The sequence below is a fragment of the Methylomonas sp. MgM2 genome (assembly GCF_054172045.1).
Genome location: NZ_JBSYXO010000049.1, coordinates 1 through 21,641, shown reverse-complemented (window position 1 = coordinate 21,641; position 21,641 = coordinate 1). Strand labels below are relative to the sequence as shown.

Sequence of the window (21,641 nt, the reverse complement as noted above, 5' to 3'; positions counted from 1 at the left end):
AGGCTAGCAGACCACCCGGCGCTTCAAAAAATGGCGTCGAAACCGAAGGTATGGCGGCAAATTTCAACAGCCTGTTAGGACATAAATGATAGGGCAATCGGATGACAAAAACGTAGTCGATCAAAATCGCCAAAAAAGTACCCGCTTGGCCAGTTGCAATCAACTTACCCAATTCACCGATTTTGCTTTCCGCCAAAGTTGGCGGCAACCGCTGGATTTTTAGAATCACCCTTTAATCAAGGCAGCTCATCTACAGCGGCGTCTTTTCCCTTGGGCATCAAGTCCTGCCGCGTTAAGCCCATAGTCAGTGCCAGGGAACTTGCGATATAAATAGATGAATAAGTGCCTTTAACCACGCCGATCAGCATGGCAATCGCAAAGCCATGGATGGTTTTGCCGCCGAAAAAGGCTAGCGCCAGTAGCGTCAAGAATACGGTCAACGAGGTTAGTATCGTCCGACTCAGGGTGTCGTTAAGCGCGGAATTGGCAATGTCTATCATCGCATCCTGCCGACTACCTCTAACGGTTTCACGAATTCGGTCATAGACCACGATGGTGTCGTTGATGGAATATCCCACCAAAGCCAGGATGGCCGACAACACCGTCATGTCAAATTCCCAGCCGAATACCGAAAAAAATCCCATGGTTATGATGGTGTCATGAAATAAAGCCGCAATGGCGCCCACCGATAACTTCCATTGAAAGCGGATGCTGACGTAAATCATCACGCCTATAAACGACAATAATAACGCCAAGCCGCCGTCATTGAACAAATCTTCTCCGACTTGCGGCCCGACAAACTCAACTCTGCGCATTTCACCCGGCTGGATTTGGCTGGAATTGCAGACCGAAAGAATAGTTTGAGTCAGTTGTTCCTGATCCATATCGGCAATTGGTTTCAGGCGTATCAACACATCCTGCGAGGTACCAAAATTTTGCAGATTGGCATCCGGAAATCCTTGTTGTTCCAATATCATCCGCATCCTATCCAAATCCACCGATTGCGAATAGTGCAATTCATAGACGCTGCCCCCGGTAAAGTCTATGCCCAGGTTTAAGCCGTTGATGACAAATGAGACGATAGAAATCAGAAACAGACTGCCCGAGAAAAAAAACGCCGTTTTTCGCTTGCCCAGAAAATCGATTTGCCTAAGTGGTGTCATGGTTAATTCCAAAGTTGATGAGATAATTAAGATTAAGGTTGTGAAATGCAATGGGGTTAGTGTTTCCAAAAAGACGGGGTACACAACACGATCAGCGTAAATACTTCCAGGCGGCCTAATAGCATGGCCATGGCGCAAACCCAGGTTTGAAAGTCGCTGAGGCCGCCAAAATTGGTGGCGGGGCCTACTTGGTGCAAGCCTGGACCGGCATTGTTAATGCAAGCAATGATGGCGCTTAGCGCGGATATCGGCTCCAAACCGGCAAAGATCAGCGTAAATGTCATCACTACGACCGAAATGAAGTACAGGAAAATAAACGCCAGTACCGCGAAAACGATTTTGTTGGCAACCTGCGTGTCACCTATCCTGACCGGATGTATCGCATGCGGATGCAGCATGCTGAACATTTCCCGGCAGGCCTGTTTCCACAGCAACAGCGTCCGAAATAATTTGATGCCGCCGCCGGTAGAGCCGGTACAGGCCGTCACGCAGCTTAGATACAACATCCACCAAGGCACGAAAGGAGGCCACCTGTCATAGTCGACGCTGACAAAACCGCAATCGGTGGCGATCGACACCAGGTTGAAGGTGACGTGCCGCAAACTGATGAAAAAATCGTCGTAAGCCGCGAAGTAATCCAGGTAAACGGTACAGACTAGAATGCTGACGGCTATCAATCCCAGCATGGGCATGGTTTCCGGGTCGGCCGAATAAGGTCTTAAACTACGGCGAAATAACACGGTGTAATGGGTGGCGAAATTAATGGCCGAAATCAGCATAAAAACCGTCAACACCAACTCTATCGCAACCGAGTCGAAATAGCCGACACTGGCGTCGTGGGTGGAAAATCCTCCCAGGGCCAGCGTGGCAAAGGCATGGCAAATCGCATCAAACCAACTCATGCCGGCGAGTTTTAAACTCAGGATGCACAATAAGGTGATTCCGGCATATACCAGCCAAAGCAAGCGAGCGGTTTCGGTGATGCGCGGGGTGATTTTGCCGTCTTTGATTGGGCCGGCGATTTCGGCTTTGTACAGTTGCATGCCGCCCACGCCCAACAGCGGTAACACGGCGACAGCCAGCACGATAATGCCCAAGCCGCCTATCCAGTTCAGTTCATGCCGCCATAAATTAAGGGACGGTGCCAGATGATCCAAACCGACCAACACCGTGGCGCCCGTTGTGGTAAACCCGGACATGGACTCGAAAAATGCGTCGGTAAAGGATAAATTTGGAATGCCCCACATCAATGGCAGTGTCGCGGCTGAAGCCATCAATCCCCAAAAGAAAGCCACCAGCAAATAACCGTCGCGGTTTTTCAACTCGCCACGCCAACGCACCGTGATGCCCGCCAACAAAGCCCCCGTGCCGATATTAATCGACATGCCGTCCAAAAAATTTTGGGCCATGCCATCGTCGTAAACCAAGGCTGTTAGTACCGGCAACAGATAGCTTAGGCCGAATACCATCAGAATTAGCCCTAAAACAAAGGACAAGGTGCAAAAACGCTGCATGGTTAAACTGTCTGCTTTCGATAGCCCGTGCCCGGCATTCCGATCGGCAATATTGTGATGCCGATAATCAGCCTTTGTTTACGGTAGAGACTTGATTTCACGTTCGCGCGCACGTTTGGCAAGATGTGTAGAACGCCAAAACAACAGGCCGCCAAAGGCGATTAATCCCAGTAAAACATGGGTTTCGTAATGTTTGATTTCGCCCAACATGGTTTCGGCGACATCGCCGAATTCATACCCAAGATAAGCGACTGCAACCGCCCAAAATCCGGCGCCTAAACCGTTTAATAGAAAAAACTTGCCAGGATGCATGCGGCTGGCGCCAATCACAAAAGGTGTTACATTGCGCACTCCGTATAAAAAACGAAATCCCAACACCACTTTTATCTGATGCTTACGCAATAAATCGAAAACCTTGTCGGTTTTCTTATGCCACAACGGACGTTTTTCTAAAAAGGCGATGCCTTTATACCGGCCCAAATAAAAAAAGCTTTGGTCGCCGGCAAAGGTGCCGGCAAAGGCCGTGAGTATCACCCACGGCAACTGAAGATATCCGCTATAGGCCAAGAAGCCGGCAATCACCAAAATCGTTTCGCCTTCTAAAAAAGTGCCAATCAATAAGGCCCAATACCCGTAATCGATGATCAGTTGCTGTAAGTCCATGGTGATAGGCGCAAGACTAGTTTGGTGCGGTTAAAGATAAATGTGGACAAACCAAGTGCTGTTTCAGCACCGGCTTTCCGGATCGTCTTCCTTGCTTGCGAGTGTTCGTGATTTATCGCCCTCCTGCACGGCTTTACGAAAGCCATTGATTGCGCCACCTAAATCTTCGCCCAGGTTTTTTAAACGCTTGCTGCCGAATACCAATAAGGCAATCGCCAATACCACCAGTAAATGCGGAATACTAAAACCCATAAAGCTTCTCCTCGATCAAAAGTAACGACTGTTCAACAAAAAATGCGCGGAGACGCTGGCGGCAAAACCCAGCAATATCGCCGGCATCCATTTCAGATGCACGCCAAAGCTGTAAGCCCCTTTCATTTGCCCCATCAAGCCCACGCCGGCCGCGGAGCCAATAGCCAACAAACTGCCGCCCACCCCGGCGGTCAGCGTTACCAATAACCATTGCCCTTGGGATATATCGGGGTGCATGCTCAACACGGCAAACATAATGGTGCCGTTGTCTATGAATGCCGATAAGATGCCTACCAGAATGTTGGCGATCGTAGGATCCATGCCGGCATATAAAACGTCGGATACCAGCGTCAAATAGCCAATGAAGCTCAGGCCGCCGACGCTGACCATGACACCGTAAAAAAACAGCAAGGTGTCCCATTCCAAATCCGCCACGCTTTTGAACACGTCAAACCGATGGTTCCTATTGATCTCGGGAAGTTCGACATTGAACAATTTGTAGACATGAGCGAACTGGCTACTGGGGGCTTTGGGTTCGGTTTTTTGCAAATAAAAACTCAGGAATTTCAAGTAAGTAAGACCGGCCAACATGCCGGCCGCGGGCGGTAACTCCAAAAAGTTTTCAAAACAGACCGCGGTGACGATGGTCGATAAAAACAGCACTACCATCGGCAAGGCGCCGCGCTTCACGATCGGCGCCTTGCCGATGGCAGCGGGTTGTTGCTTGGGAACCCGGAAATGCATGATGCCGGCCGGCACCAGAAAATTGATCACCGCGGGAATAAACAAAGCATAAAAGTCGGCAAACGGCACCATGCCGCTTTGCCAAACCAGCAACGTGGTGATATCGCCAAAGGGGCTAAATGAGCCGCCGGCGTTCGCCGCCACTACAATATTGATGCAAGCGATGCTGAGAAATTGGCGATTGTCCTTGCCCATGGCATAAATGACAGCGCCCATCAGTAAGGCGGTGGTCAGATTGTTACAAATGGACGACAGGGCAAATGACATCGCCCCGGTAACCCAGAACAACTTGCGGTAACTGAAGCCTTTGCTCAGTAACCAGACTCGCAAATTATCAAATACGCCGCGGTCTTCCATGGCATTCAAATAGGCCATGGATACCATAATGAATAAAAATAACTCGGCATAACCTTCCAAAGCGGAGCGGAAGGCAATACCCGCTGGTTTATCCAACCCACCCGATACATATACCGAGGCAATTAACACCCAAATCAAACTGGCCGCCAATACCATGGGTTTGGATTTATTCAGCTCGATGATTTCTTCAACCATCGCCAATACATAAGCCGCTGCGAAAATAGCGACGGCCGAATAGCCGACCCAATGCTTGGTTAAATCCAAATGCTGTGCCGTGCCGGTATCGGACCCTCCCAAAGCCGGGCTAGGCAACAAGCAAAATAACAACAGGAGCACGAGTTTCATGCGGGCAAATTCCATGCACGATAGGCAATTAAAATTCCAAAAAACGCGGTTGGTCCAGTCAAAGTCTCGGCTACGGCATTAGACAAAAACAGGAAACAACCACAAAGAGAAGGAGTTACTCCCTTGACACTGGAAATTGCGGGCTATCGGTCATGGAGGATTGAAGCCGATAACCTGGGTAACCGACACGAAATAAATGGCGTGCTTGGTGTCGGTGGATACTTTAGGAAAAGACCTCTAAAGATTCTGTAAAAAAAAACCGGCTATGTATAAAAAAAATATAAAAATTTTCTCACCCCATAGGCTTGGCACAAATCGTGGATTAAAATTTCGGCCGTTTTGCGGTAAACGCACAGTTTATTGATCCGCTGTTTCGGGCTTTGCGTGTTTAAATGTCCGTTTTATAAAAACTTTCCACCCAATCAATTTCTGTGAGCAACTGCGAGAATTCACCCATCGACTATCTTGGGCTTAAAGAACCTCAGCCATATCGGATAGAGCCGCCTATACGGCGGCACCCTTTACAGGGTTGGGCGGGCTATGTCTGGGCGATTTTGATCACCGCCATCAATGCTTTGATCGGTCATGTCCTGTATGAGCGCCTGGAATTATCCAACTTGGTGATGGTATTTTTACTGGGGGTGGTATTTATTGCCATGCGCTTCGGGCGGGGCCCGTCGATTGTCGCTTCGCTGTTGGGCGTAGGGGTGTTCGATCTGTTTTTCGTCGCGCCTTATTTGAGCTTGTCGCCCGCCAATAGTCAGTATTTAATTACCTTGCTGGCAATGCTGGTGGTGGCGATCGTGATCAGTAATCTGATGATTAACGTCAAATCGCAGGCCAAGATTGCCGCCTATCGAGAACGCACGGCCACCGCGTTGTACGCCATGAGTAAGGAACTGGCCACATGCCAAACTGAGCAGGATATTGTCTGCACGTCCGTCAGGCATCTGTCCCGCGAATTCAACAGTCGCGCCGTGATTTTGTTTGCCGATGAAGCAGGTCAATTGCATTACCCCGATGCGCCCGAGTTGCCGGAATCCTTGCGGGCCGCCGATTTAATGCTGGCACAATGGTCGCTGGATAACGACAGCCTGACCGGCTGCAACGGCCCCAAGCAAACGTTGTATTTCCCGTTACATGATGAAAACAAGGTGATGGGCGTACTGGCTCTGTTACCCGGCGGCCTTGGGCGCATTGATCTGCCCGAGCAGCAGCAATTACTGGAAACCTTGTTGCGGCAAATTGCCCAGGCATTGTCCCGGCTGCGCTTTGCCGAGCAGGCCAAATCGACACAGATTGAAATTGAAGCCGAGCGCTTGCGAAACTCGCTGCTCAGTGCGATTTCCCACGATTTGCGTACGCCGCTTTCCACCATCATTGGTTCGGCCAGCGCTTTAGCCGATGACGATGGTCATTTGCAAGCCTCCGACCGCGCGGATTTAAGCCGCGCCATCGTAGACGAAGCCGAACGCATGACATTGTTGATCAACAATTTGCTGGACATGGCCCGTTTGGACGCCGGCAAGATCGATCTCAACAAACAATGGTATCCGGTCGAGGAAATCATCGGCTCGGTGTTGACTCGCGAGCACAAATGCCTGCAGAGCCGTACGGTGAAAGTCATCATGCCGCCCGGCATACCCTTGTTGTATGTCGACGCGGTGATGATAGAACAGGTATTGATCAACTTGATCGAGAACGCGGTTCGCTACACGCCCAAAGACAGCGGCCTGGAGCTTGCCGTGGATACAGCCACGCAAACCGCCAGAATTTCGGTGGCCGATCACGGTGCCGGTATTCCCGAAGGTTTGGAAGAAAAGCTGTTCGAAAAGTTTTATCAAACCCGCAACGAAGCCGCTCAAAGCGGTGTGGGTTTGGGGCTGGCGATATGCCGTGCCATTGTCGAAGCCCATGGCGGACGCATCAGCGCTCACAATCGTCCCGAAGGCGGGGCGGTATTCGAATTAGAGCTGCCGCTGGATCAAGCGCCACCCGAGTGGGTCCCGGAAGACGAATTGCCCTGAGTATGTCAAAAACCGACCCTATCATCATCGTCATCGAAGACGACCCGGCCATCCGTAAATTTCTGCGCACCAGTTTGAGTACGCAAGGCTTTACGGTTTTCGATGCCGAGACCGGCAGGCAAGGCGTTATCGAGGCCGGCATGCGTAAACCCGATTTGATGATTTTGGATTTGGGTTTGCCGGATATGGATGGCGTGGAAGTGATCAAGGCGGTGCGGGCGTGGTCCGGCATGCCCATCATCGTGCTCTCGGCGCGTAATCACGAACAACATAAAATCGATGCCCTGGATATAGGCGCCGATGATTACCTAACCAAACCGTTCGGCTTCGGCGAATTGTTGGCGCGCATCCGGGTTGCCCTAAGGCATGCCAACCGGGCCTCGGAAAGCCCGCAAGGCGAATTATTCAGCACCGACAACCTGAATATCGATTTGCTGAATCGTATAGTCAGTGTCGACGGCCGAGAAGTCCGGCTGACCCCCATTCAATTTCGTTTGCTATCGGTATTGGTCAAACATGCCGGCAAAGTCATGACCCATCAACAAATACTCAGGGAAGTATGGGGGCCGTCCTATCAGGAAAATGCCCATTATTTGCGTATCTATATGAGTCAATTGCGCCAAAAGCTGGAACAAGATCCTACCCAGCCGCGTTATCTACTCACGGAATCCGGCGTCGGCTATCGCTTTAAAATTTAAACCGACAGCACGGAATGCACCAGCCAAGCACTGTCATGAGCCGTTAATCTCCCTTTATTTTTTATTCATTATCTTTCCACTATGCCAGGCATTTTGCTCGTTATTGCGTTTATTTTTTTATCGTTTGCTCATCCGTTATCGGTAGCCGCCGAGACCGGTAATTTTTTGGTGTTGAACTATCACGACATTCTCGAGGAAGAGGAAAAAGTGCCGCCCTTCGACCGTATCGCGGTGAATAAGCAGCATCTGGATCAGCATTTCGCCTGGCTAAAAAAACATCATTACCGCGTCATCGGCGTCCAGGATTTGTTGGACGCCGCGAAAGGCCGGAAAGCCTTGCCCGACAAAGCGGTATTACTGACGTTTGACGATGGTTATTTGAGTTTTTACACCCGCGCGCTACCGCTGCTGCAAAAATATCATTATCCGGCCACCTTAGCCGTGGTGGGATCTTGGCTGGAAGGGCAGCATAGGCATGATCTGAAACCGATTATGTCCGCCGCGCAAATTCGAGAGGTGATGGCCAGTGGTCTGGTGGAAATTGCCTCGCACACCCATGATATGCACCACGGGGTTCTGATGAACCCATTCGGCGATGAGCACAGCACGGTTACCTCACGCTTATACAGCACGGAATACGAGGAATACGAAACAGACGCAGAATACCGCACACGTATATTGCGAGAGGTGGAAAAAAGCTCGGAAGGCCTGTTTCAATTACTGGGCGTGCGTCCGCGCGTGATGGTATGGCCTTATGGCGAATACAATGCCATCGCTCTGGAAGCCGCCAAGCAGTATGGCATTTCCTTAACCATGGGCTTGAACGACGGCAGCAATACCTTGAGCGATGTAGGCGTCATGAAGCGCCTGATGATCACCGATGATGTCGACGGCGAGCGGTTTGGCGAAATCGTTACCAAACAGCGAAAAGACGTTTCGCTTCGGGTTGCCCATGTCGATTTGGATTACATCTATGACGAGGACGACGAACAAACGGCGCGCAACCTGAAGGCCCTGGTTGAACGCATCAAGGCCAGCGGCGCCAACACCGTGTATTTACAAGCTTATTCCGACCCGGACGGCGACGGTAATGCCGATGAGTTGTATTTCCCGAACCGGCATTTGCCGGTGCGCAAGGACTTGTTCAGCCACGTTGCCTTGCAGCTGCGGACCAAGGCCAACGTCAAAGTCTATGCCTGGATGCCTATCATGGCTTACAAAGCCGATGTGCCGTTGAAATGGTATGTCAAAGAATGGCGAGACGGCGGTCCGCAATTGTCCAGGCATATCTACACGCGATTGTCCCCATTTAACCCTGAAGCGCGCCAATACATCGGCGATATTTACGAGGACTTGGCCAAACACTGCGATTTCAACGGTCTGTTATTTCACGACGACGGCATTTTGTCGGACTTTGAAGACGTGTCGGCAGCGGCGATGGAAGTGACTCACGGCGTATGGGGCTTGCCCGCCGAATTCGACGCGATACACGCATCCAGCGAGTTGCGTATGCAGTGGGCCAAGCATAAAACCGAATACATCGGTCAGTTCACCGACTATCTGGCCGACCGGGTGCGTTATTACCGGCCTTATATCAAGACTGCGCGTAATTTTTACGCCTTGCCATTGTTAAAGCCATACAGCGAAGAATGGTACGCGCAATCCTTTCCAATCTTTCTGAAACACTACGATTACGTGGCCATAGAAGCCATGCCCTTCATGGAAGAAGCCGAGGACGCCGACAAATGGCTGGCTGAGCTGGTCAAAAAAACCGCCGAACAGCCCAACGGCCTACAAAAAATGGTATTCGAACTACAGGCGGTGGATTGGAAAAAACAACAAGACATTCCGATGCCCGTTTTTACCGAACAGTTTCAATTGCTGAAAAAACTGGGTGCCCAACACATAGGATATTACCCGGATAACCTCTATCACGATCAACCTAAACTGGAAGAATTGAAACGATTCTTCGCGGTAAGCAACCCGGATTGAGCATTATGAATCAACTGCTCAGCCAAGCTTGGGTGCAGAAATTGATCGACTGGTGGTTTATGAGCCGGGAATATTTGGAAACCATGCCCTGGTCGATTTGGGAGGAATGGTTATCAAGGTTTGTGTTTTATTACCCGCTATTAATGGCCTATGTGTGGATGACGGGCGGGCTGATTTACTACTGGCGTTGGGAACGTAATCGCGGCAACGTGTTATCGGACTTGCCGATATTGAGCGATTATCCGATGGTATCCATCCTGGTGCCTTGCTATAACGAAGGTGAAAACGCCCGCGAAACCATCCATTACTTATCGCAACAGCAGTATCCGGACTATGAAATTATCGCTATCAACGACGGCAGCAAGGATAACACTCTTGAAGTTCTGCACGAATTAGCCGATCAATATCCGCAATTACGGATAATCAATCTGGCCAGAAATCAGGGTAAAGCGGTGGCTTTACGTACCGCGGCCCTGCTGGCCAACAGTGAAATTTTGATCGGTATCGACGGCGACGCCTTGCTGGCTCCCAATGCCACGGCTTGGATAGTCAAACATTTTCTGGAAGATCCCCATGTCGGCGCCGTCACCGGCAATCCGCGCATCCGCAACCGGTCCACCCTGCTGGGTAAGGTGCAAGTCGGCGAATTTTCGGCTATCGTCGGCATGATAAAACGCGCCCAGCGGGCCTACGGACATATTTTTACCATTTCAGGGGTCATTGCCGGGTTTCGCAAAACCGCCTTGCACGAGGTTGGGTATTGGAGCCCCGACATGGTGACCGAAGACATCGACATTAGCTGGAAAATGCAACTGGCCGGCTGGCGCATCCGCTTCGAACCCAATGCCTTATGCTGGGTATTAATGCCAGAGACCTTGCAAGGCTTGTGGAAACAGCGCAGTCGCTGGGCGCAAGGCGGCGTTGAGGTGTTGCTGCGCTATTTTGGCGCGCTGTGGTCTTGGCGCTCGCGCGGCATGTGGCCTTTGTATTTGGAATGCTGCATCAGCTTGTGCTGGGCATTTTTGGTAGTCGGCATGCTGCTCGCCGCTCCGCTCGATTGGCTATTGGCCGAGCAAGCGCAAGCGGCGCTGATGGATTTATCGCCGCACTGGACCAGCATGTTGTTGTGCGTGACCTGTTTGATTCAATTCGGCGTCAGCCTCAGCATCGATTCGATTTACGAAAAACGTAGCGGCGGTTCGGCTCAGCGCTATTACTGGATGATTTGGTACCCGATTGTGTATTGGTTGATCAATGTCGGCACCACCATCAACGGCTGTATCAAGGCCTTGCGCAAGAAAAAAGGCCAAAGGGCGGTATGGGTCACTCTTGATAGAGGTTTGCGGCAAAAATGAAACACATCATCATTAATCAACCGCACTTGCAGAGCCTGCGACAAAAATTGGCTTCCGCGTTGTTAGTTTGCATGAGTTGGCTGTTGTGGCTGTACTTTCTGCTGCCTCTTATTACCTTGGCCGGCTGGCTGATGGGACTGAAAAGCCTGTCCGACGAAATCCGTTGGTTTGGCGGCTACAAAACCCTGCTGGAATTGCTGCAGATGTATGGTGGAATCATTTTAATGATAAGCAGCGGCTGGCTCGTCTGGACATTGGCTTTATCCTGGATACATGCCTCGATAAAGCCAAGTCCGCATTCGCTTGTGACGAATCGGGAATTGGCTAAACACTTTAATGTGGACATAGACCGGCTTATCGATGCCAGAAGTCGAAAAAAAACCACGGTTTATCATAATGATACGGCTAATATAATCAGGCTGGAACACACGGAAAATTAAAAGTTCACAACTGTGTTGATGCCGTGAAATGACGATTCATACGCAATTCTTGCGATGCCGATTATTCGGAATCGGCTGGTTTTTATTACTGCTCAAACCAGTCAAAAACACAATATAAAATTGACTTCATCCCCAATAAAAACTGCAATGTCAGATCAATCATTGCAGTTTTTATAATGGCCGGTTTGCAATATAAACCGGCCGGACGAAAGTTGTTTAACCTTGATGACAGTCAAGGGGCGAACCAGCGCGTTCAGGTTCTAGGATAGCTTGGCTTCCGGCATTAAAGAATCAATTGCCGTTATCGGTTGTTCAATCGATCGGGTCATGTCGGGTGCCGGTACGGTTTCATCTTTGAAACCGAAAATCATCGCGATCCAAGGTTGTCCCGTCCGTAAATAGATACCGCCGTTGCCGACAGGTCGGTACGCATGCCTATGGCCGGCCTTCGGGCCGCATCACAAGCAATTAATAACCAACGGATATGCTTTAAAGCGAATGGATAAATGCCCGCGACCCTTTTTCAGAGGCCGGTTCACTCGAAAAACTTGTCGTTCTTCTGATTCAGCAGTTGCAATGCGCGCCATAAGAACGTGCTGGCGGGCGCCATGACATGGCCTTTGGTGGCCTCGCGCACGGCCAGCCCCATAAAGCCTAAAAACAATACCGAGCGCACGTCGACGCGCCCGGCACTCAAATCGGCCAATTTATGATCGATGTGAGTGGCGGCCAGCGATGATAGTTTCGCGATCGACGAATGTTCGGTGGCCATTAATTCCGCTTCCCGGCCTTGGACCGTTACGAACAGGCCGGCATCGCCGGCAAAGGCGACAATGTCCGACAGAGGCGAGGAATCGTGCTGGATGAGCAGACTGGCGGTCTGCGCGTTGATTTGTAACTGGGTAATGGCTTCGCAACCGGCGAAGATTTCCGCCAATTGTTCAAAATATCGTTCGTCGCCGCGCTTGCCGGGAATCTTCAAACGGGCGCGCCCCGGCATCTGGTGTTTGATAAAGGCTTTAGGTAAATCGGCGATGGGCATTATTCTTCGTTCGGCGTTTTGCTGACCGTTTCGCTGTCGCTGAATTCGCTTTGCTGAGCTTGGCGTTCCTTCTGCAATTCCGACTTTACTTCGGCCATCATGTCGTCGAGCTCTTCGCTCGCTTCCGCCATGACCTCGCGGCCGCGCTCCAACAGTATCAGGCCGGACTTGAGGGCGGCTCTGGCGGTCGGCTTAGTGGCGCGAACCAAAGCCGGCAAGGCCGGAACGATAACGGTCGCCAACGCGGCGGCACCGAGACCGATGGCTACGCCGAGGGGTGTGCCGTTTTTTATAAGATCGTCGAGTTTGGGCATGAGAAGATTCCTAGCTGCGGGCATTCGAAGCTAACGCAGGATAATGTTACTAAACCGATTCGAACACGTCATTTTTCATTTTAAATGTTACAGCGATATGACAAATATACGTTTCCCTTAACATTATTTGTCATTGTAGACGTATGATTGATAAAGAAATTCCAATGCGCTCGCACCGCGCGCAATTCGCGTCGGTTTTACGGCTGTCATTTTATTGTCGCAAGGCGATGATACACTCGAAATTTGATTACAGTCACCTAGTTAGTCCCCCGGTTTCGGTCACATTTATGGGGAAATTACACGGCAAATCGCACGAAGGGAGAAATTCAATGAACACGCAAAGCGGTGATTCGGAAGAAATGGATTGGCTCAGAGCTGAATTGGAAGATTCACTGGATGAAGATATCGAACTGGAAATGTCCGAACCGGCATTATCATTGGAGTTACGTAAGCTTTACAAGGAAAAACACCCCGACACGCTGGAGCGCAAAGTCTACTTCCGAAAACTGCTTGAATTGCAAACCGAATTGATCAAGCTGCAAAGCTGGGTGGAGCATACCGGCGAGAAAATCGCCGTGATTTTCGAGGGCCGTGATTCAGCAGGTAAAGGCGGGGCCATCAAACGGATCACCCAACGTCTGAATCCTAGGGTTTGCCGTGTCGTAGCGCTGCCCAAGCCCAGCGACCGCGAACGCACGCAATGGTATTTTCAACGTTATGTACCCCATCTGCCGGCGGGCGGGGAAATCGTGTTGCTAGACCGCTCTTGGTATAACCGCGCCGGCGTCGAACGCGTCATGGGTTTCGCGAGCCCGAAGGACGTGGAAGCTTTCTTTCAAGATGTACCCGAGTTCGAACGCATGCTGGTGCGAAGCGGTATTCGCCTGATCAAATTCTGGTTTTCAATTTCGGACGAAGAGCAACAACTGCGCTTTCTAATGCGCATTAACGATCCTATGAAGCAGTGGAAGCTGAGCCCGATGGACTTACAGTCCCGGGTGCGCTGGGAGGAGTATACCAAGGCTAAAGAAGAGATGTTCGCCCGCACGCATATTCCGGAGGCGCCATGGTATATCGTGGACGGCAACGACAAAAAACGCGCTCGTCTCAATTGTATTCACCATCTGCTTTCCCTGATTCCCTACGAAGAAGTGCCTTCGGAAAAAATCACGCTGCCCGATCGAGTATTTAACGAAGACTACGAACGCGAGGAGCTGCCGCCGGAATTGTTCGTTCCGCAACGCTACTAGGCAATTGAATGGGTAGTCTGCCGGCTGCGTCTACGATGAGGCATAGGAGGCGAGGCCGGAACCGGAGCCAATCGACAATGGCGGTCGGTTCGGCTTGGATTAGATTTCAAGAGATGCGCCAACTCTTCCGGCCGGAAACTGAGATTACTGTGTAAAGACACCGCTTTTCGTCGCGAAAGACTTAAGCAAGCCAACTGCTGCCGGGGCGGCCGCGGTTGCTCTGTAAGATACGCTCGAATTTTTCCGGATCATTTTTAGCCAAGTTTAAATATTCATCGGCAAGATTTATCCCATTGGGGCCCCCGTGTTCCTTGAACTTGGCCAGGGCAACCAACATAAGCTTGCTCGCAGCGCGAATTTCGCGGTCATCTCCTTCGCCATAGTGAGCGACTAGGTCATTGAAAAAGGCTTCTGTTTTTTCCAGTGGCGTCATGGCTAGGCACAGTGTGTTTGTTAAATTAAGGTATGGCTGCTGAGCGCGCGGCTAGGCGAAGTCAGTCTATAAACCGGTTTCTTGCGTCCAACACCGGGTTTGCAGTTGATTTTTTAAAAAACCGGCCATGTCGTTCTTTAGGAAGGGTAAACGAAACCAATGAAGTAGGGCGTTTCCGGGTAAAGTCTTCACTAAAGCAGATAACTCGAAAAAGGCTTTGGCGTTTTTTACCGTCAGCACGAACGGTTCCAGGCCTTCGCTGGCCAGGATATAGCTCATGATTAATGTAGCGGTGCGGTTATTCCCTTCAATGAACAATTGCGGCTCGCTCAGAATATGCACATAGGCGCCCGCCGCCCGCTGCCATGTCGACTGGTACCGGTGCAAGTCATACCATTCCATAAACGATTGTATGCCGCTACCGGTGCGGTCGTAAAAATAGCGGTTAGTCGCTTGAATATGTTTTCTATACTCAGAGCGCTTGGTCTCGTTTACCCCGCATAACACCCGGGTATTCAGTTCAAGGAGAAAGCTTGAACTACCGATGGCAAGCAGCTCAATTTCGGAGGTCAATAAATGGTTGATTAGGGCATAGCCCGAAACCAGATTTTCTATGACTTCATCGCTCATATGCTCCAGTTCGAATTCCAACTTCCGATTAAGCAGCGGCATTTGTTTTTGGACTTCGCGCAGCGATTGCTCGATGCGTTCGAGGTTAAACTTTATCCGTGCCATTGTTTCGGATGCAGTTTGTTTAGAATCTGAACGATAAAAACACTCATACCTTCCATGGTTGACACAAAGGGTAGTCGATTGCCTCGGCCTGATCCAACGTTCGGCCCCGTATCGGTTTATTGAATCGCGTCCAAGGCCTTGAGCGATCGAGATACGATTTCCTCCGGCAAGGAGACATAACCGAGTTCGCGGCTATAGAGTTGGCCTTCCGTTAAACCAAAACTGACGAATTGCTTGAGTGCCGCTGATTTCGCCGGGTCCGCGTAATGCCGGTACAAAAGCAACCAGCTCAAGGTCAGTATCGGATAGGCATTCTCGCCGGCCGGATCGGGAATCATTAACCGCAGATTATCGGGCATCTGCGACGCGTTAAGGATCAAGGTTTCCGTTCCCGAGTGATCCTTGGGTTCTATGTACCTTCCGGCTTTGTTTTGCAGCCATGCTATCGGCAATTGCAGTCGTTTGGCGAAACCGTATTCGATGTAGCCTATCGACCCCTCGCTGACCTTGATGCGCGAGGCGACGCCTTCGTTACCTTTCACGGTCATCGCGTTGCCGGGCCAATCGATCAGTTTGCCGACGCCGGGCCCCCGATCCCGCCACGTATCGCTGATGGCGCTCAAATGATTCGTAAACGCAAACGTCGTGCCGCTGCCGTCCTGGCGCGCCACGATAGTGATGTCTTGATTGGGCAAGTTCAGACCCGGATTGGCGGAACGGATGCGTTCGTCGTTCCAGCGCGTGATGTTCCCGGCGAAAATATCTTCGTACACGTCTCTCGGCAGCCTTAACGGGCCGTTCAGATTTTCGATATGGTAGGCGAGCACGATAATGCCGGCGGTGGCGGGCACCAGCACCGCGCCGCGCTTGACTTGGGCCATTTGTTCGTCGTTGAGGGCGGCGTCGCTACCGGCGAAATCCAGCGTCTCGGTCAGAAAATCACGGATACCGTCGCCGCTGCCCGTTTCTTTGTAGCCGATTTGCAGCGAGGGTTGCCGCTCCATAAAGGTAGTGATCCAGCGTTGGTAGAGCGGCGCGGGAAATGTAGCTCCGCCGCCGCGTAAAATAAGTCCGTCGGTTTGGGCAAATGCGCCGCCTCCCGTTTCAAATAGGCAAGCGAGGGCGAGAACGGCTGAGCGGAACGATACGCGGGCAAGTTTTGTATTAATGTTCATCGGGGACTCCGCCGGTCTAGCTAAACTCGCCGCGTATATATTGCTTGGTCAATTCTTCTCGCGGATTTTCAAAGACTTGCTCCGTATCCCCTAGCTCTACCAAGTAGCCGGTACGCCCGCCTTGGGAAATGTCGACCGAGAAGAAGGCGGTGTTGTCGGCGACCCTCACGGCCTGCTGCATGTTATGCGTGACCAGGGCGATCGTGTATTTCTCCTTCAACTCGACCATCAATTCCTCGATGCGCCGGGTCGCGATAGGGTCGAGCGCCGAGCAAGGCTCGTCCATCAGTACCACGCTGGGTTCGGTGGCAATGGCTCGGGCGATGCATAGGCGCTGTTGTTGTCCGCCAGAAAGCGACAGGCCGCTGGCCTTCAACTTGTCTTTCACCTCGTTCCAGAGTGCCGCTCTTTTTAGCGAGCTTTCCACGCGCTCTTCGATATCGCCCTTAAAACGATTCAGGCGCAGGCCGAACGCGACGTTGTCGAAAATGCTCATCGAGAAGGGGTTGGGCTGCTGAAACACCATGCCGATGTATCGGCGCACCACTACCGGGTCCACGGTTTTGCCGTAGACGTCCTGGCCGTGGAACTGTACATTGCCTTCGAATCGAAACCCCTTTACCAGATCGTTCATGCGGTTCAGGCAGCGGAGAACGGTGCTCTTGCCGCAGCCCGAAGGGCCGATAAATCCGGTGATTTTCCCTTTGTGAATCGGGATGTGGCTGTCCCTGACGGCATGAAAGGCGCCGTAGAAAACCTTGTCCAGTTTGCAGTCTATGACCACCTCGGGTTGTGGGTCACCGGTCGGTAATGTGTTGCTTTCGGCAAAATTGTTGGTATTCATCATCGGTCTGATTCAAATGGTTACACTTTTTTACGCCCCAATACGCGGGCAAGAATATTAAATACCAGGACCATCATTACGAGCACCAACGATGCGGTCCAGGCTAACTCGATCTGGTTGTCGTACGGCATGCCGGCGAAGTTGAATATCAGCACGGATAGCGACGCTATCGGTGCCATTACTTCGGCCGTGCCGTTTTCGACGAACCAGTAATTACTAAATAAGGCGGTGAACAGCAGCGGCGCGGTTTCGCCGGCGGCGCGGGCGATGGCCAGCATCACACCGGTCAAGATGCCGGGCAACGAGGTCGGCAACACGATTTTCCAAATCACTTGGGCGCGGGTGCAACCCATGCCGTAAGCGGCATTCTTCATGTTGACCGGCACCATGCGCATGGCCTCTTCCGCCGTCAGCACCACGGTGGGCAACATCAACAGCGCCAGGGCGACGCCGGCGGCCGGAGCGGAGTAAGTCCCCGTGGCCATTACCACTACCGCATAGGCGAAAACACCGGCCAAGATCGACGGCAATCCGGTCAGGGTCTTCGCGCAGAAGCGGGCGACATTGGCGGCTTTTCCGTCCGGTTCGAGTTCGGCCAGAAATATCGCGGCAAGTATGCCGAAGGGTATGCTGAACAGCGCGCCGAAGCCTACCGTCACCAAGGTGCCGACGATGGCGTTGCCGAATCCGCCGCCATCTTCGAATCCGGCCGGCGGCAGTTCGGTGAAGACTTCCAAGCTCAACCTGTGCCCGCCTTTGACGATCAGGCCATAGAGCACGGAAATCAACGGAACGGCGGCGATCAGGGCCATAATCCAGGCCAGGCCGGTGAGTACGGTATTGCGCAGCGCGCGCGGATCGAAGGGCGCCCGCTCTAGACAGGGAAGCGCGGCCATGCTTTCAGGTTCCAGCGAAGAGAAATCGGACGTGTTCATTTGCCGCCTTTAAATTTTTTCGAGGTTAATGTCATGATGGCCGTGCCGGCCACGTTGACCGCAAACGTAATCAACAGCAGCACCATGGCCGCGTACATCAAAACGGGAATTTCTTTTGCGCCCGCTTCCGGAAAGTTCAGCGCCAATAATGCGGCAAGCGTGTTTCCGGGCGAAAACAGCGACAGACTCAATTGATTGGAGTTGCCGACCAGCATGGCCAGGGCCATGGTTTCGCCTAGCGCTCGGCCAAAGCCCAGCACCAGGGAGCCGAAAATGCCGGTCGACGCGGTGGGCAGCATCACTTTCAAGATCACCTCCCAACGGTTGGCGCCCAAACCGTAGGCGGCTTCCTTGGTTCGGTAGGGAACCATGCGCAACGCGTCCTGAGAAACGGCGGCGACGGTCGGCAAAATCATGATCGCCAACACCAGCGCGGCCGGTAACATGCCCGGCCCGCTAAGGGTCGTGCTAAAAAACGGCAGCCAACCGAATTCCTCGTTGAGCCATCCGGCTAACGGACGGACAAAAGGGATCACCACGAAAATGCCCCAAAAGCCGTAGACCACGCTCGGAATGGCGGCCAACAACTCGACCGTGGTACGGAAAATAAAGGCCAGTTGGGGCGGCAGGAAATCCTGGGTCAAAAAGATCGCCATGCTTACGCCGAATACGCCGCCGATGATCAGCGCCAGCACCGAGCTATAAAGCGTGCCCCAGATTTCCGGCAATATGCCGAATTCGCGTTCGTTGGCGTTCCAGGTGGTGCCGCTCAGGAAAGCCAGCCCGTATTCGTTGATGGCAGGCACGGCTTTAGTGCCTATTTTCCAAAGAATCAGCCCGACTATGATCATGATCAACCAGGCGCATGCCGTGGCGATAGCGCGAAAGGAGCGGTCGAACAGGTAATCGCTTTGGGAAGGTGGGGCCGAGATTTGTTCCCCGGTAATGGATAGATCGATAGCGTTCATTGGATTACGACTTGGCAAATATTAGACGGCAAACTTTCAGGGAAGCCGGGGATAATTCGAGCATCACATCATCCCCGGTTAATTCGCTTATTGAATTTTTTGAGCCGCGGCGCGTACCTTTGAAATCACATTCTCAGGCAGCGGAATGTAGCCCATTTTGTCGCTGAGCTTCTGACCCTCGGTTAAACCGTATTCCACCATTTCACGCAGGATTTCGGCTTTCTTGGGATCGGCGTTTTGGGCGTAAAACAACATCCAGGTGAAGGTAGCGATCGGATAGGATTTTTCGCCTTCGGGATCGAACATCCAGACGATCAGGTTTTCCGGCAATGTGGCGGAAGCCAGCGTGGCGGCACCGCTTTCGGCACCGGGATAAACGAATTGGCCGGCTTTGTTTTGCAGATAAGCCATAGGAACCTTGGCGCCCAGGGCGTAGCCGTATTCGATATAACCGATGGCGCCTGGCGTTTGTTTAATCGTGGCGGTCACGCCATCGTTTTTCGGAGAGGCGACAATCTTATCGCTACTAGGCCAATTGACCGTTTTTCCGGCGCCGGGGCCGTTCTTCCATTCTTCGCTGACCGCACTCAGATGGTTGGTGAAGCCGAAGGTGGTGCCGCTGCTATCCGCTCTGCGCACGACGGTAATCGGCAAATCCGGCAGTTTTACACCGGGATTGGCGCTTTGTATCCTTTCATCGTTCCATTGGGTGATTTTGCCGAGAAAAATGGCCGGGTACACGTCGCGCGGCAATTTCAGTTCCTTTACGTCTGGCAGGTTGTAAGCCAGCACGATTTCGCCGGCGGTCATCGGCAGCAGCACGACGCCGTCTTTGACCTTGGCGATTTCTTCCTCGGACATTGCCGCATCGCTTGCCGCAAAATCGACCGTGCCGTTGATAAGATCCAAGATACCGGCGCCGCTGCCTTTTGCTTGGTAATCGATATTGGCTTCTTTATGTTGTTTACTGAAGTTTTTGAACCAAACTGAATAAAGCGGGAAAGGGAAGCTGGCCCCGGAGCCGGTCAATCTGATTTTATCCTGCGCCAAGGCGGGATTGATAAGGTTCAGAGAAAGAACCATTCCCAACATACTTGCAACAAGTCCGAGCTTTTTCATTGAATACCCCTTTAAGTGTTAAGAAACATCGGATTGGATGTTCAGGGTAGCGCGCCAGGGTTAAGGAATTGTGACAGCCGTTTGAATCGATTGCCGTTCGGCGATAGGATTTGAAGGATTCGGTTGATAAGGCCTACCGTTCATATTCTTGTAACGTCGCCTTGTTAGTTTTCGAACACTCATATAGTTGACGAATCAACACCCGGAGAGCCGTTCATGAGCGCAAAAGCATCAAAAGTATCGCAAAAGTCCAGCGTGGAACACGAACACGAACACGTACGTACCGGATTCAGTTCGGCCGCGCTAAAGGCGTCTTTTCTGGATAATCTCAATTATGTCGTAGGCCGCCCGTTGGAGATTTCCACGCCGGAAGACCGTTATCAGGCCATCGCGCTTTCGGTACGCGACCGCATCATGCGGAACTGGGTGAAACAGGTGGAACAATGGAACAAGCCCGATATCCGCCAGGTTTCCTATCTTTCGGCGGAATTTCTGGTGGGGCCGCGCCTGGGTAAGGACTTGCTGAATCTCGGCATTACCGAACAGGCACGCCAGGCCTTGGCCGAATTGAATCTCGATCTTGAACAGTTCATCGGTCTGGAAGAGGACCCGGGTCTTGGCAACGGCGGTTTGGGAAGGTTGGCGGCCTGTTATCTGGATTCGCTGGCGGCATTGGGCTACCCGGCGATCGGCTACGGCATTCGCTACGAATTCGGTATTTTCGATCAAATCATCAAGAACGGCTGGCAAGTCGAAGTGACCGATAAATGGTTGCGTTACGGCAACGTCTGGGAAATAGCCCGGCCGCATTTCTCGCAAGTCGTCAAACTCGGCGGATATACCGAGAGCTATACCGATGAGTCCGGCCGAGTTCGGGGACGCTGGGTTCCGAACCGGGTCGTCGTGGGCATTCCGTACGACACGCCGATCCTAGGTTACCGCACGAAGTCGTGCGCGTTGATGCGCTTGTGGAGCGCGGAGGCGGCCCAGTCTTTCGACTTTGCCGATTTCAACCGCGGCGATTATTACGGCGCCGTGGAGGAAAAAGTCTATTCGGAAAATATTTCCAAGATACTCTACCCCAATGACGAACAGATGGAAGGCAAGCGCTTGCGCTTGGAACAACAATACTTTTTCGTGGCCTGTTCGATCAAGGACATGCTGCGCCTTTGCATGCGCCGGGGGTTGCCGTTGGAGCGATTTCACGAAATGTATTGCATACAGCTCAACGACACTCATCCCGCGATCGGCATCGCCGAGCTGATGCGGCAGTTGG

At 52.0% G+C, this 21,641-nt stretch carries 22 protein-coding genes; 7 read left to right on the top strand and 15 right to left on the bottom strand.

Annotated elements, in window-relative coordinates:
- From ACW73I_RS21355 to nhaD, 6 genes are all read right to left on the bottom strand, one after another.
- Positions 1-229: hypothetical protein (locus tag ACW73I_RS21355; protein ID WP_458031528.1), on the bottom strand; the 229-nt coding region annotated here is incomplete at its 3' end.
- A 7-nt stretch (positions 230-236) separates the two neighbouring features.
- The gene (gene secF, locus ACW73I_RS21350) at positions 237-1,163 is read right to left on the bottom strand and encodes a protein translocase subunit SecF (protein ID WP_458031527.1); all 927 of its coding nucleotides are present in this window, start codon (positions 1,161-1,163) and stop codon (positions 237-239) included.
- A gap of 56 nt (positions 1,164-1,219) precedes the next feature.
- On the bottom strand, positions 1,220-2,677 hold the full coding sequence (locus ACW73I_RS21345) for a TrkH family potassium uptake protein (protein WP_458031526.1): 1,458 nt from the start codon (positions 2,675-2,677) through the stop codon (positions 1,220-1,222).
- 78 nt (positions 2,678-2,755) lie between these two features.
- Positions 2,756-3,340, bottom strand: coding sequence for a DedA family protein (locus ACW73I_RS21340; RefSeq protein WP_458031525.1), 585 nt, complete (start codon positions 3,338-3,340; stop codon positions 2,756-2,758).
- A gap of 63 nt (positions 3,341-3,403) precedes the next feature.
- Positions 3,404-3,592 carry a twin-arginine translocase TatA/TatE family subunit gene (gene tatA, locus ACW73I_RS21335; protein ID WP_458031524.1) on the bottom strand — a complete coding sequence of 63 codons (189 nt, stop codon included), beginning with the start codon at positions 3,590-3,592 and terminating at the stop codon, positions 3,404-3,406.
- 15 nt (positions 3,593-3,607) lie between these two features.
- The gene (gene nhaD, locus ACW73I_RS21330) at positions 3,608-5,038 is read right to left on the bottom strand and encodes a sodium:proton antiporter NhaD (protein ID WP_458031523.1); all 1,431 of its coding nucleotides are present in this window, start codon (positions 5,036-5,038) and stop codon (positions 3,608-3,610) included.
- A 431-nt stretch (positions 5,039-5,469) separates the two neighbouring features.
- On the opposite strand from nhaD, the gene ACW73I_RS21325 reads away from it, so the two are divergent.
- The 5 genes from ACW73I_RS21325 to pgaD all read left to right on the top strand — a co-directional run bounded on the left by ACW73I_RS21325 (position 5,470) and on the right by pgaD (position 11,550).
- Positions 5,470-7,065 (top strand): ATP-binding protein, encoded by a 1,596-nt coding sequence (locus ACW73I_RS21325; RefSeq protein WP_458031522.1) that lies wholly within the window; start codon positions 5,470-5,472, stop codon positions 7,063-7,065.
- A gap of 2 nt (positions 7,066-7,067) precedes the next feature.
- A complete protein-coding gene (locus ACW73I_RS21320) occupies positions 7,068-7,763 on the top strand; it encodes a response regulator (RefSeq protein WP_458031521.1) in 696 nt (231 codons plus the stop codon).
- Positions 7,764-7,844: 81 nt separating this feature from the next.
- Positions 7,845-9,755 carry a poly-beta-1,6-N-acetyl-D-glucosamine N-deacetylase PgaB gene (gene pgaB, locus ACW73I_RS21315; RefSeq protein ID WP_458031520.1) on the top strand — a complete coding sequence of 637 codons (1,911 nt, stop codon included), beginning with the start codon at positions 7,845-7,847 and terminating at the stop codon, positions 9,753-9,755.
- 5 nt (positions 9,756-9,760) lie between these two features.
- The gene (gene pgaC / locus ACW73I_RS21310) at positions 9,761-11,110 is read left to right on the top strand and encodes a poly-beta-1,6-N-acetyl-D-glucosamine synthase (RefSeq protein WP_458031519.1); all 1,350 of its coding nucleotides are present in this window, start codon (positions 9,761-9,763) and stop codon (positions 11,108-11,110) included.
- Positions 11,107-11,550, top strand: a complete 444-nt coding sequence (gene pgaD / locus ACW73I_RS21305; protein ID WP_458031518.1) for a poly-beta-1,6-N-acetyl-D-glucosamine biosynthesis protein PgaD — start codon at positions 11,107-11,109, stop codon at positions 11,548-11,550. The genes pgaC and pgaD overlap by 4 nt, the downstream gene beginning before the upstream one ends.
- Before the next feature lie 535 nt (positions 11,551-12,085).
- Here the strand turns inward: pgaD and ACW73I_RS21300 are convergent.
- Together ACW73I_RS21300 and ACW73I_RS21295 are read right to left on the bottom strand one after the other, a co-directional pair.
- Positions 12,086-12,592: an HMA2 domain-containing protein gene (locus tag ACW73I_RS21300; protein WP_458031517.1), complete on the bottom strand. Its 507-nt coding sequence runs from the start codon at positions 12,590-12,592 to the stop codon at positions 12,086-12,088.
- Positions 12,592-12,906: a DUF5132 domain-containing protein gene (locus ACW73I_RS21295; protein ID WP_458031516.1), complete on the bottom strand. Its 315-nt coding sequence runs from the start codon at positions 12,904-12,906 to the stop codon at positions 12,592-12,594. The genes ACW73I_RS21300 and ACW73I_RS21295 overlap by 1 nt, the downstream gene beginning before the upstream one ends.
- A gap of 329 nt (positions 12,907-13,235) precedes the next feature.
- Here ACW73I_RS21295 and ppk2 point away from each other — a divergent pair, with 329 nt between their 5' ends.
- Positions 13,236-14,156 carry a polyphosphate kinase 2 gene (ppk2, locus tag ACW73I_RS21290; RefSeq protein WP_458031515.1) on the top strand — a complete coding sequence of 307 codons (921 nt, stop codon included), beginning with the start codon at positions 13,236-13,238 and terminating at the stop codon, positions 14,154-14,156.
- Between the two features lie 181 nt (positions 14,157-14,337).
- Here the strand turns inward: ppk2 and ACW73I_RS21285 are convergent, their stop codons facing one another.
- From ACW73I_RS21285 to pstS (ACW73I_RS21255), 7 genes are all read right to left on the bottom strand, one after another.
- Positions 14,338-14,589 carry a hypothetical protein gene (locus ACW73I_RS21285; RefSeq protein ID WP_458031514.1) on the bottom strand — a complete coding sequence of 84 codons (252 nt, stop codon included), beginning with the start codon at positions 14,587-14,589 and terminating at the stop codon, positions 14,338-14,340.
- A gap of 66 nt (positions 14,590-14,655) precedes the next feature.
- Positions 14,656-15,324: a hypothetical protein gene (locus ACW73I_RS21280; RefSeq protein ID WP_458031513.1), complete on the bottom strand. Its 669-nt coding sequence runs from the start codon at positions 15,322-15,324 to the stop codon at positions 14,656-14,658.
- A 116-nt stretch (positions 15,325-15,440) separates the two neighbouring features.
- Positions 15,441-16,499, bottom strand: coding sequence for a phosphate ABC transporter substrate-binding protein PstS (gene pstS, locus ACW73I_RS21275; RefSeq protein WP_458031512.1), 1,059 nt, complete (start codon positions 16,497-16,499; stop codon positions 15,441-15,443).
- 16 nt (positions 16,500-16,515) lie between these two features.
- Entirely contained in the window at positions 16,516-17,346 is an 831-nt protein-coding gene (gene pstB / locus ACW73I_RS21270) for a phosphate ABC transporter ATP-binding protein PstB (RefSeq protein WP_458031511.1), read from the bottom strand.
- Between the two features lie 17 nt (positions 17,347-17,363).
- Positions 17,364-18,278, bottom strand: a complete 915-nt coding sequence (gene pstA / locus ACW73I_RS21265) for a phosphate ABC transporter permease PstA (protein WP_458031510.1) — start codon at positions 18,276-18,278, stop codon at positions 17,364-17,366.
- Positions 18,275-19,246 carry a phosphate ABC transporter permease subunit PstC gene (gene pstC / locus ACW73I_RS21260; RefSeq protein WP_458031509.1) on the bottom strand — a complete coding sequence of 324 codons (972 nt, stop codon included), beginning with the start codon at positions 19,244-19,246 and terminating at the stop codon, positions 18,275-18,277. The genes pstA and pstC overlap by 4 nt, the downstream gene beginning before the upstream one ends.
- An 87-nt stretch (positions 19,247-19,333) precedes the next feature.
- Positions 19,334-20,365, bottom strand: coding sequence for a phosphate ABC transporter substrate-binding protein PstS (gene pstS, locus ACW73I_RS21255; RefSeq protein WP_458031508.1), 1,032 nt, complete (start codon positions 20,363-20,365; stop codon positions 19,334-19,336).
- A 216-nt stretch (positions 20,366-20,581) separates the two neighbouring features.
- On the opposite strand from pstS (ACW73I_RS21255), the gene ACW73I_RS21250 reads away from it, so the two are divergent.
- Positions 20,582-21,641: glycogen/starch/alpha-glucan phosphorylase (locus ACW73I_RS21250; protein WP_458031507.1), on the top strand; the 1,060-nt coding region annotated here is incomplete at its 3' end.

What these genes read in the sequence shown, in the direction of transcription:
- secF (WP_458031527.1), bottom strand. Translation starts at nt 1,163, where the DNA reads ATGACACCACTTAGGCAAATCGATTTTCTGGGCAAGCGAAAAACGGCG.
- ACW73I_RS21345 (WP_458031526.1), bottom strand. Translation starts at nt 2,677, where the DNA reads ATGCAGCGTTTTTGCACCTTGTCCTTTGTTTTAGGGCTAATTCTGATG.
- ACW73I_RS21340 (WP_458031525.1), bottom strand. Translation starts at nt 3,340, where the DNA reads ATGGACTTACAGCAACTGATCATCGATTACGGGTATTGGGCCTTATTG.
- tatA (WP_458031524.1), bottom strand. Translation starts at nt 3,592, where the DNA reads ATGGGTTTTAGTATTCCGCATTTACTGGTGGTATTGGCGATTGCCTTA.
- nhaD (WP_458031523.1), bottom strand. Translation starts at nt 5,038, where the DNA reads ATGAAACTCGTGCTCCTGTTGTTATTTTGCTTGTTGCCTAGCCCGGCT.
- ACW73I_RS21320 (WP_458031521.1), top strand. Translation starts at nt 7,068, where the DNA reads ATGTCAAAAACCGACCCTATCATCATCGTCATCGAAGACGACCCGGCC.
- pgaB (WP_458031520.1), top strand. Translation starts at nt 7,845, where the DNA reads ATGCCAGGCATTTTGCTCGTTATTGCGTTTATTTTTTTATCGTTTGCT.
- pgaC (WP_458031519.1), top strand. Translation starts at nt 9,761, where the DNA reads ATGAATCAACTGCTCAGCCAAGCTTGGGTGCAGAAATTGATCGACTGG.
- pgaD (WP_458031518.1), top strand. Translation starts at nt 11,107, where the DNA reads ATGAAACACATCATCATTAATCAACCGCACTTGCAGAGCCTGCGACAA.
- ACW73I_RS21300 (WP_458031517.1), bottom strand. Translation starts at nt 12,592, where the DNA reads ATGCCCATCGCCGATTTACCTAAAGCCTTTATCAAACACCAGATGCCG.
- ACW73I_RS21295 (WP_458031516.1), bottom strand. Translation starts at nt 12,906, where the DNA reads ATGCCCAAACTCGACGATCTTATAAAAAACGGCACACCCCTCGGCGTA.
- ppk2 (WP_458031515.1), top strand. Translation starts at nt 13,236, where the DNA reads ATGAACACGCAAAGCGGTGATTCGGAAGAAATGGATTGGCTCAGAGCT.
- ACW73I_RS21285 (WP_458031514.1), bottom strand. Translation starts at nt 14,589, where the DNA reads ATGACGCCACTGGAAAAAACAGAAGCCTTTTTCAATGACCTAGTCGCT.
- ACW73I_RS21280 (WP_458031513.1), bottom strand. Translation starts at nt 15,324, where the DNA reads ATGGCACGGATAAAGTTTAACCTCGAACGCATCGAGCAATCGCTGCGC.
- pstS (WP_458031512.1), bottom strand. Translation starts at nt 16,499, where the DNA reads ATGAACATTAATACAAAACTTGCCCGCGTATCGTTCCGCTCAGCCGTT.
- pstB (WP_458031511.1), bottom strand. Translation starts at nt 17,346, where the DNA reads ATGATGAATACCAACAATTTTGCCGAAAGCAACACATTACCGACCGGT.
- pstA (WP_458031510.1), bottom strand. Translation starts at nt 18,278, where the DNA reads ATGAACACGTCCGATTTCTCTTCGCTGGAACCTGAAAGCATGGCCGCG.
- pstC (WP_458031509.1), bottom strand. Translation starts at nt 19,246, where the DNA reads ATGAACGCTATCGATCTATCCATTACCGGGGAACAAATCTCGGCCCCA.
- pstS (WP_458031508.1), bottom strand. Translation starts at nt 20,365, where the DNA reads ATGAAAAAGCTCGGACTTGTTGCAAGTATGTTGGGAATGGTTCTTTCT.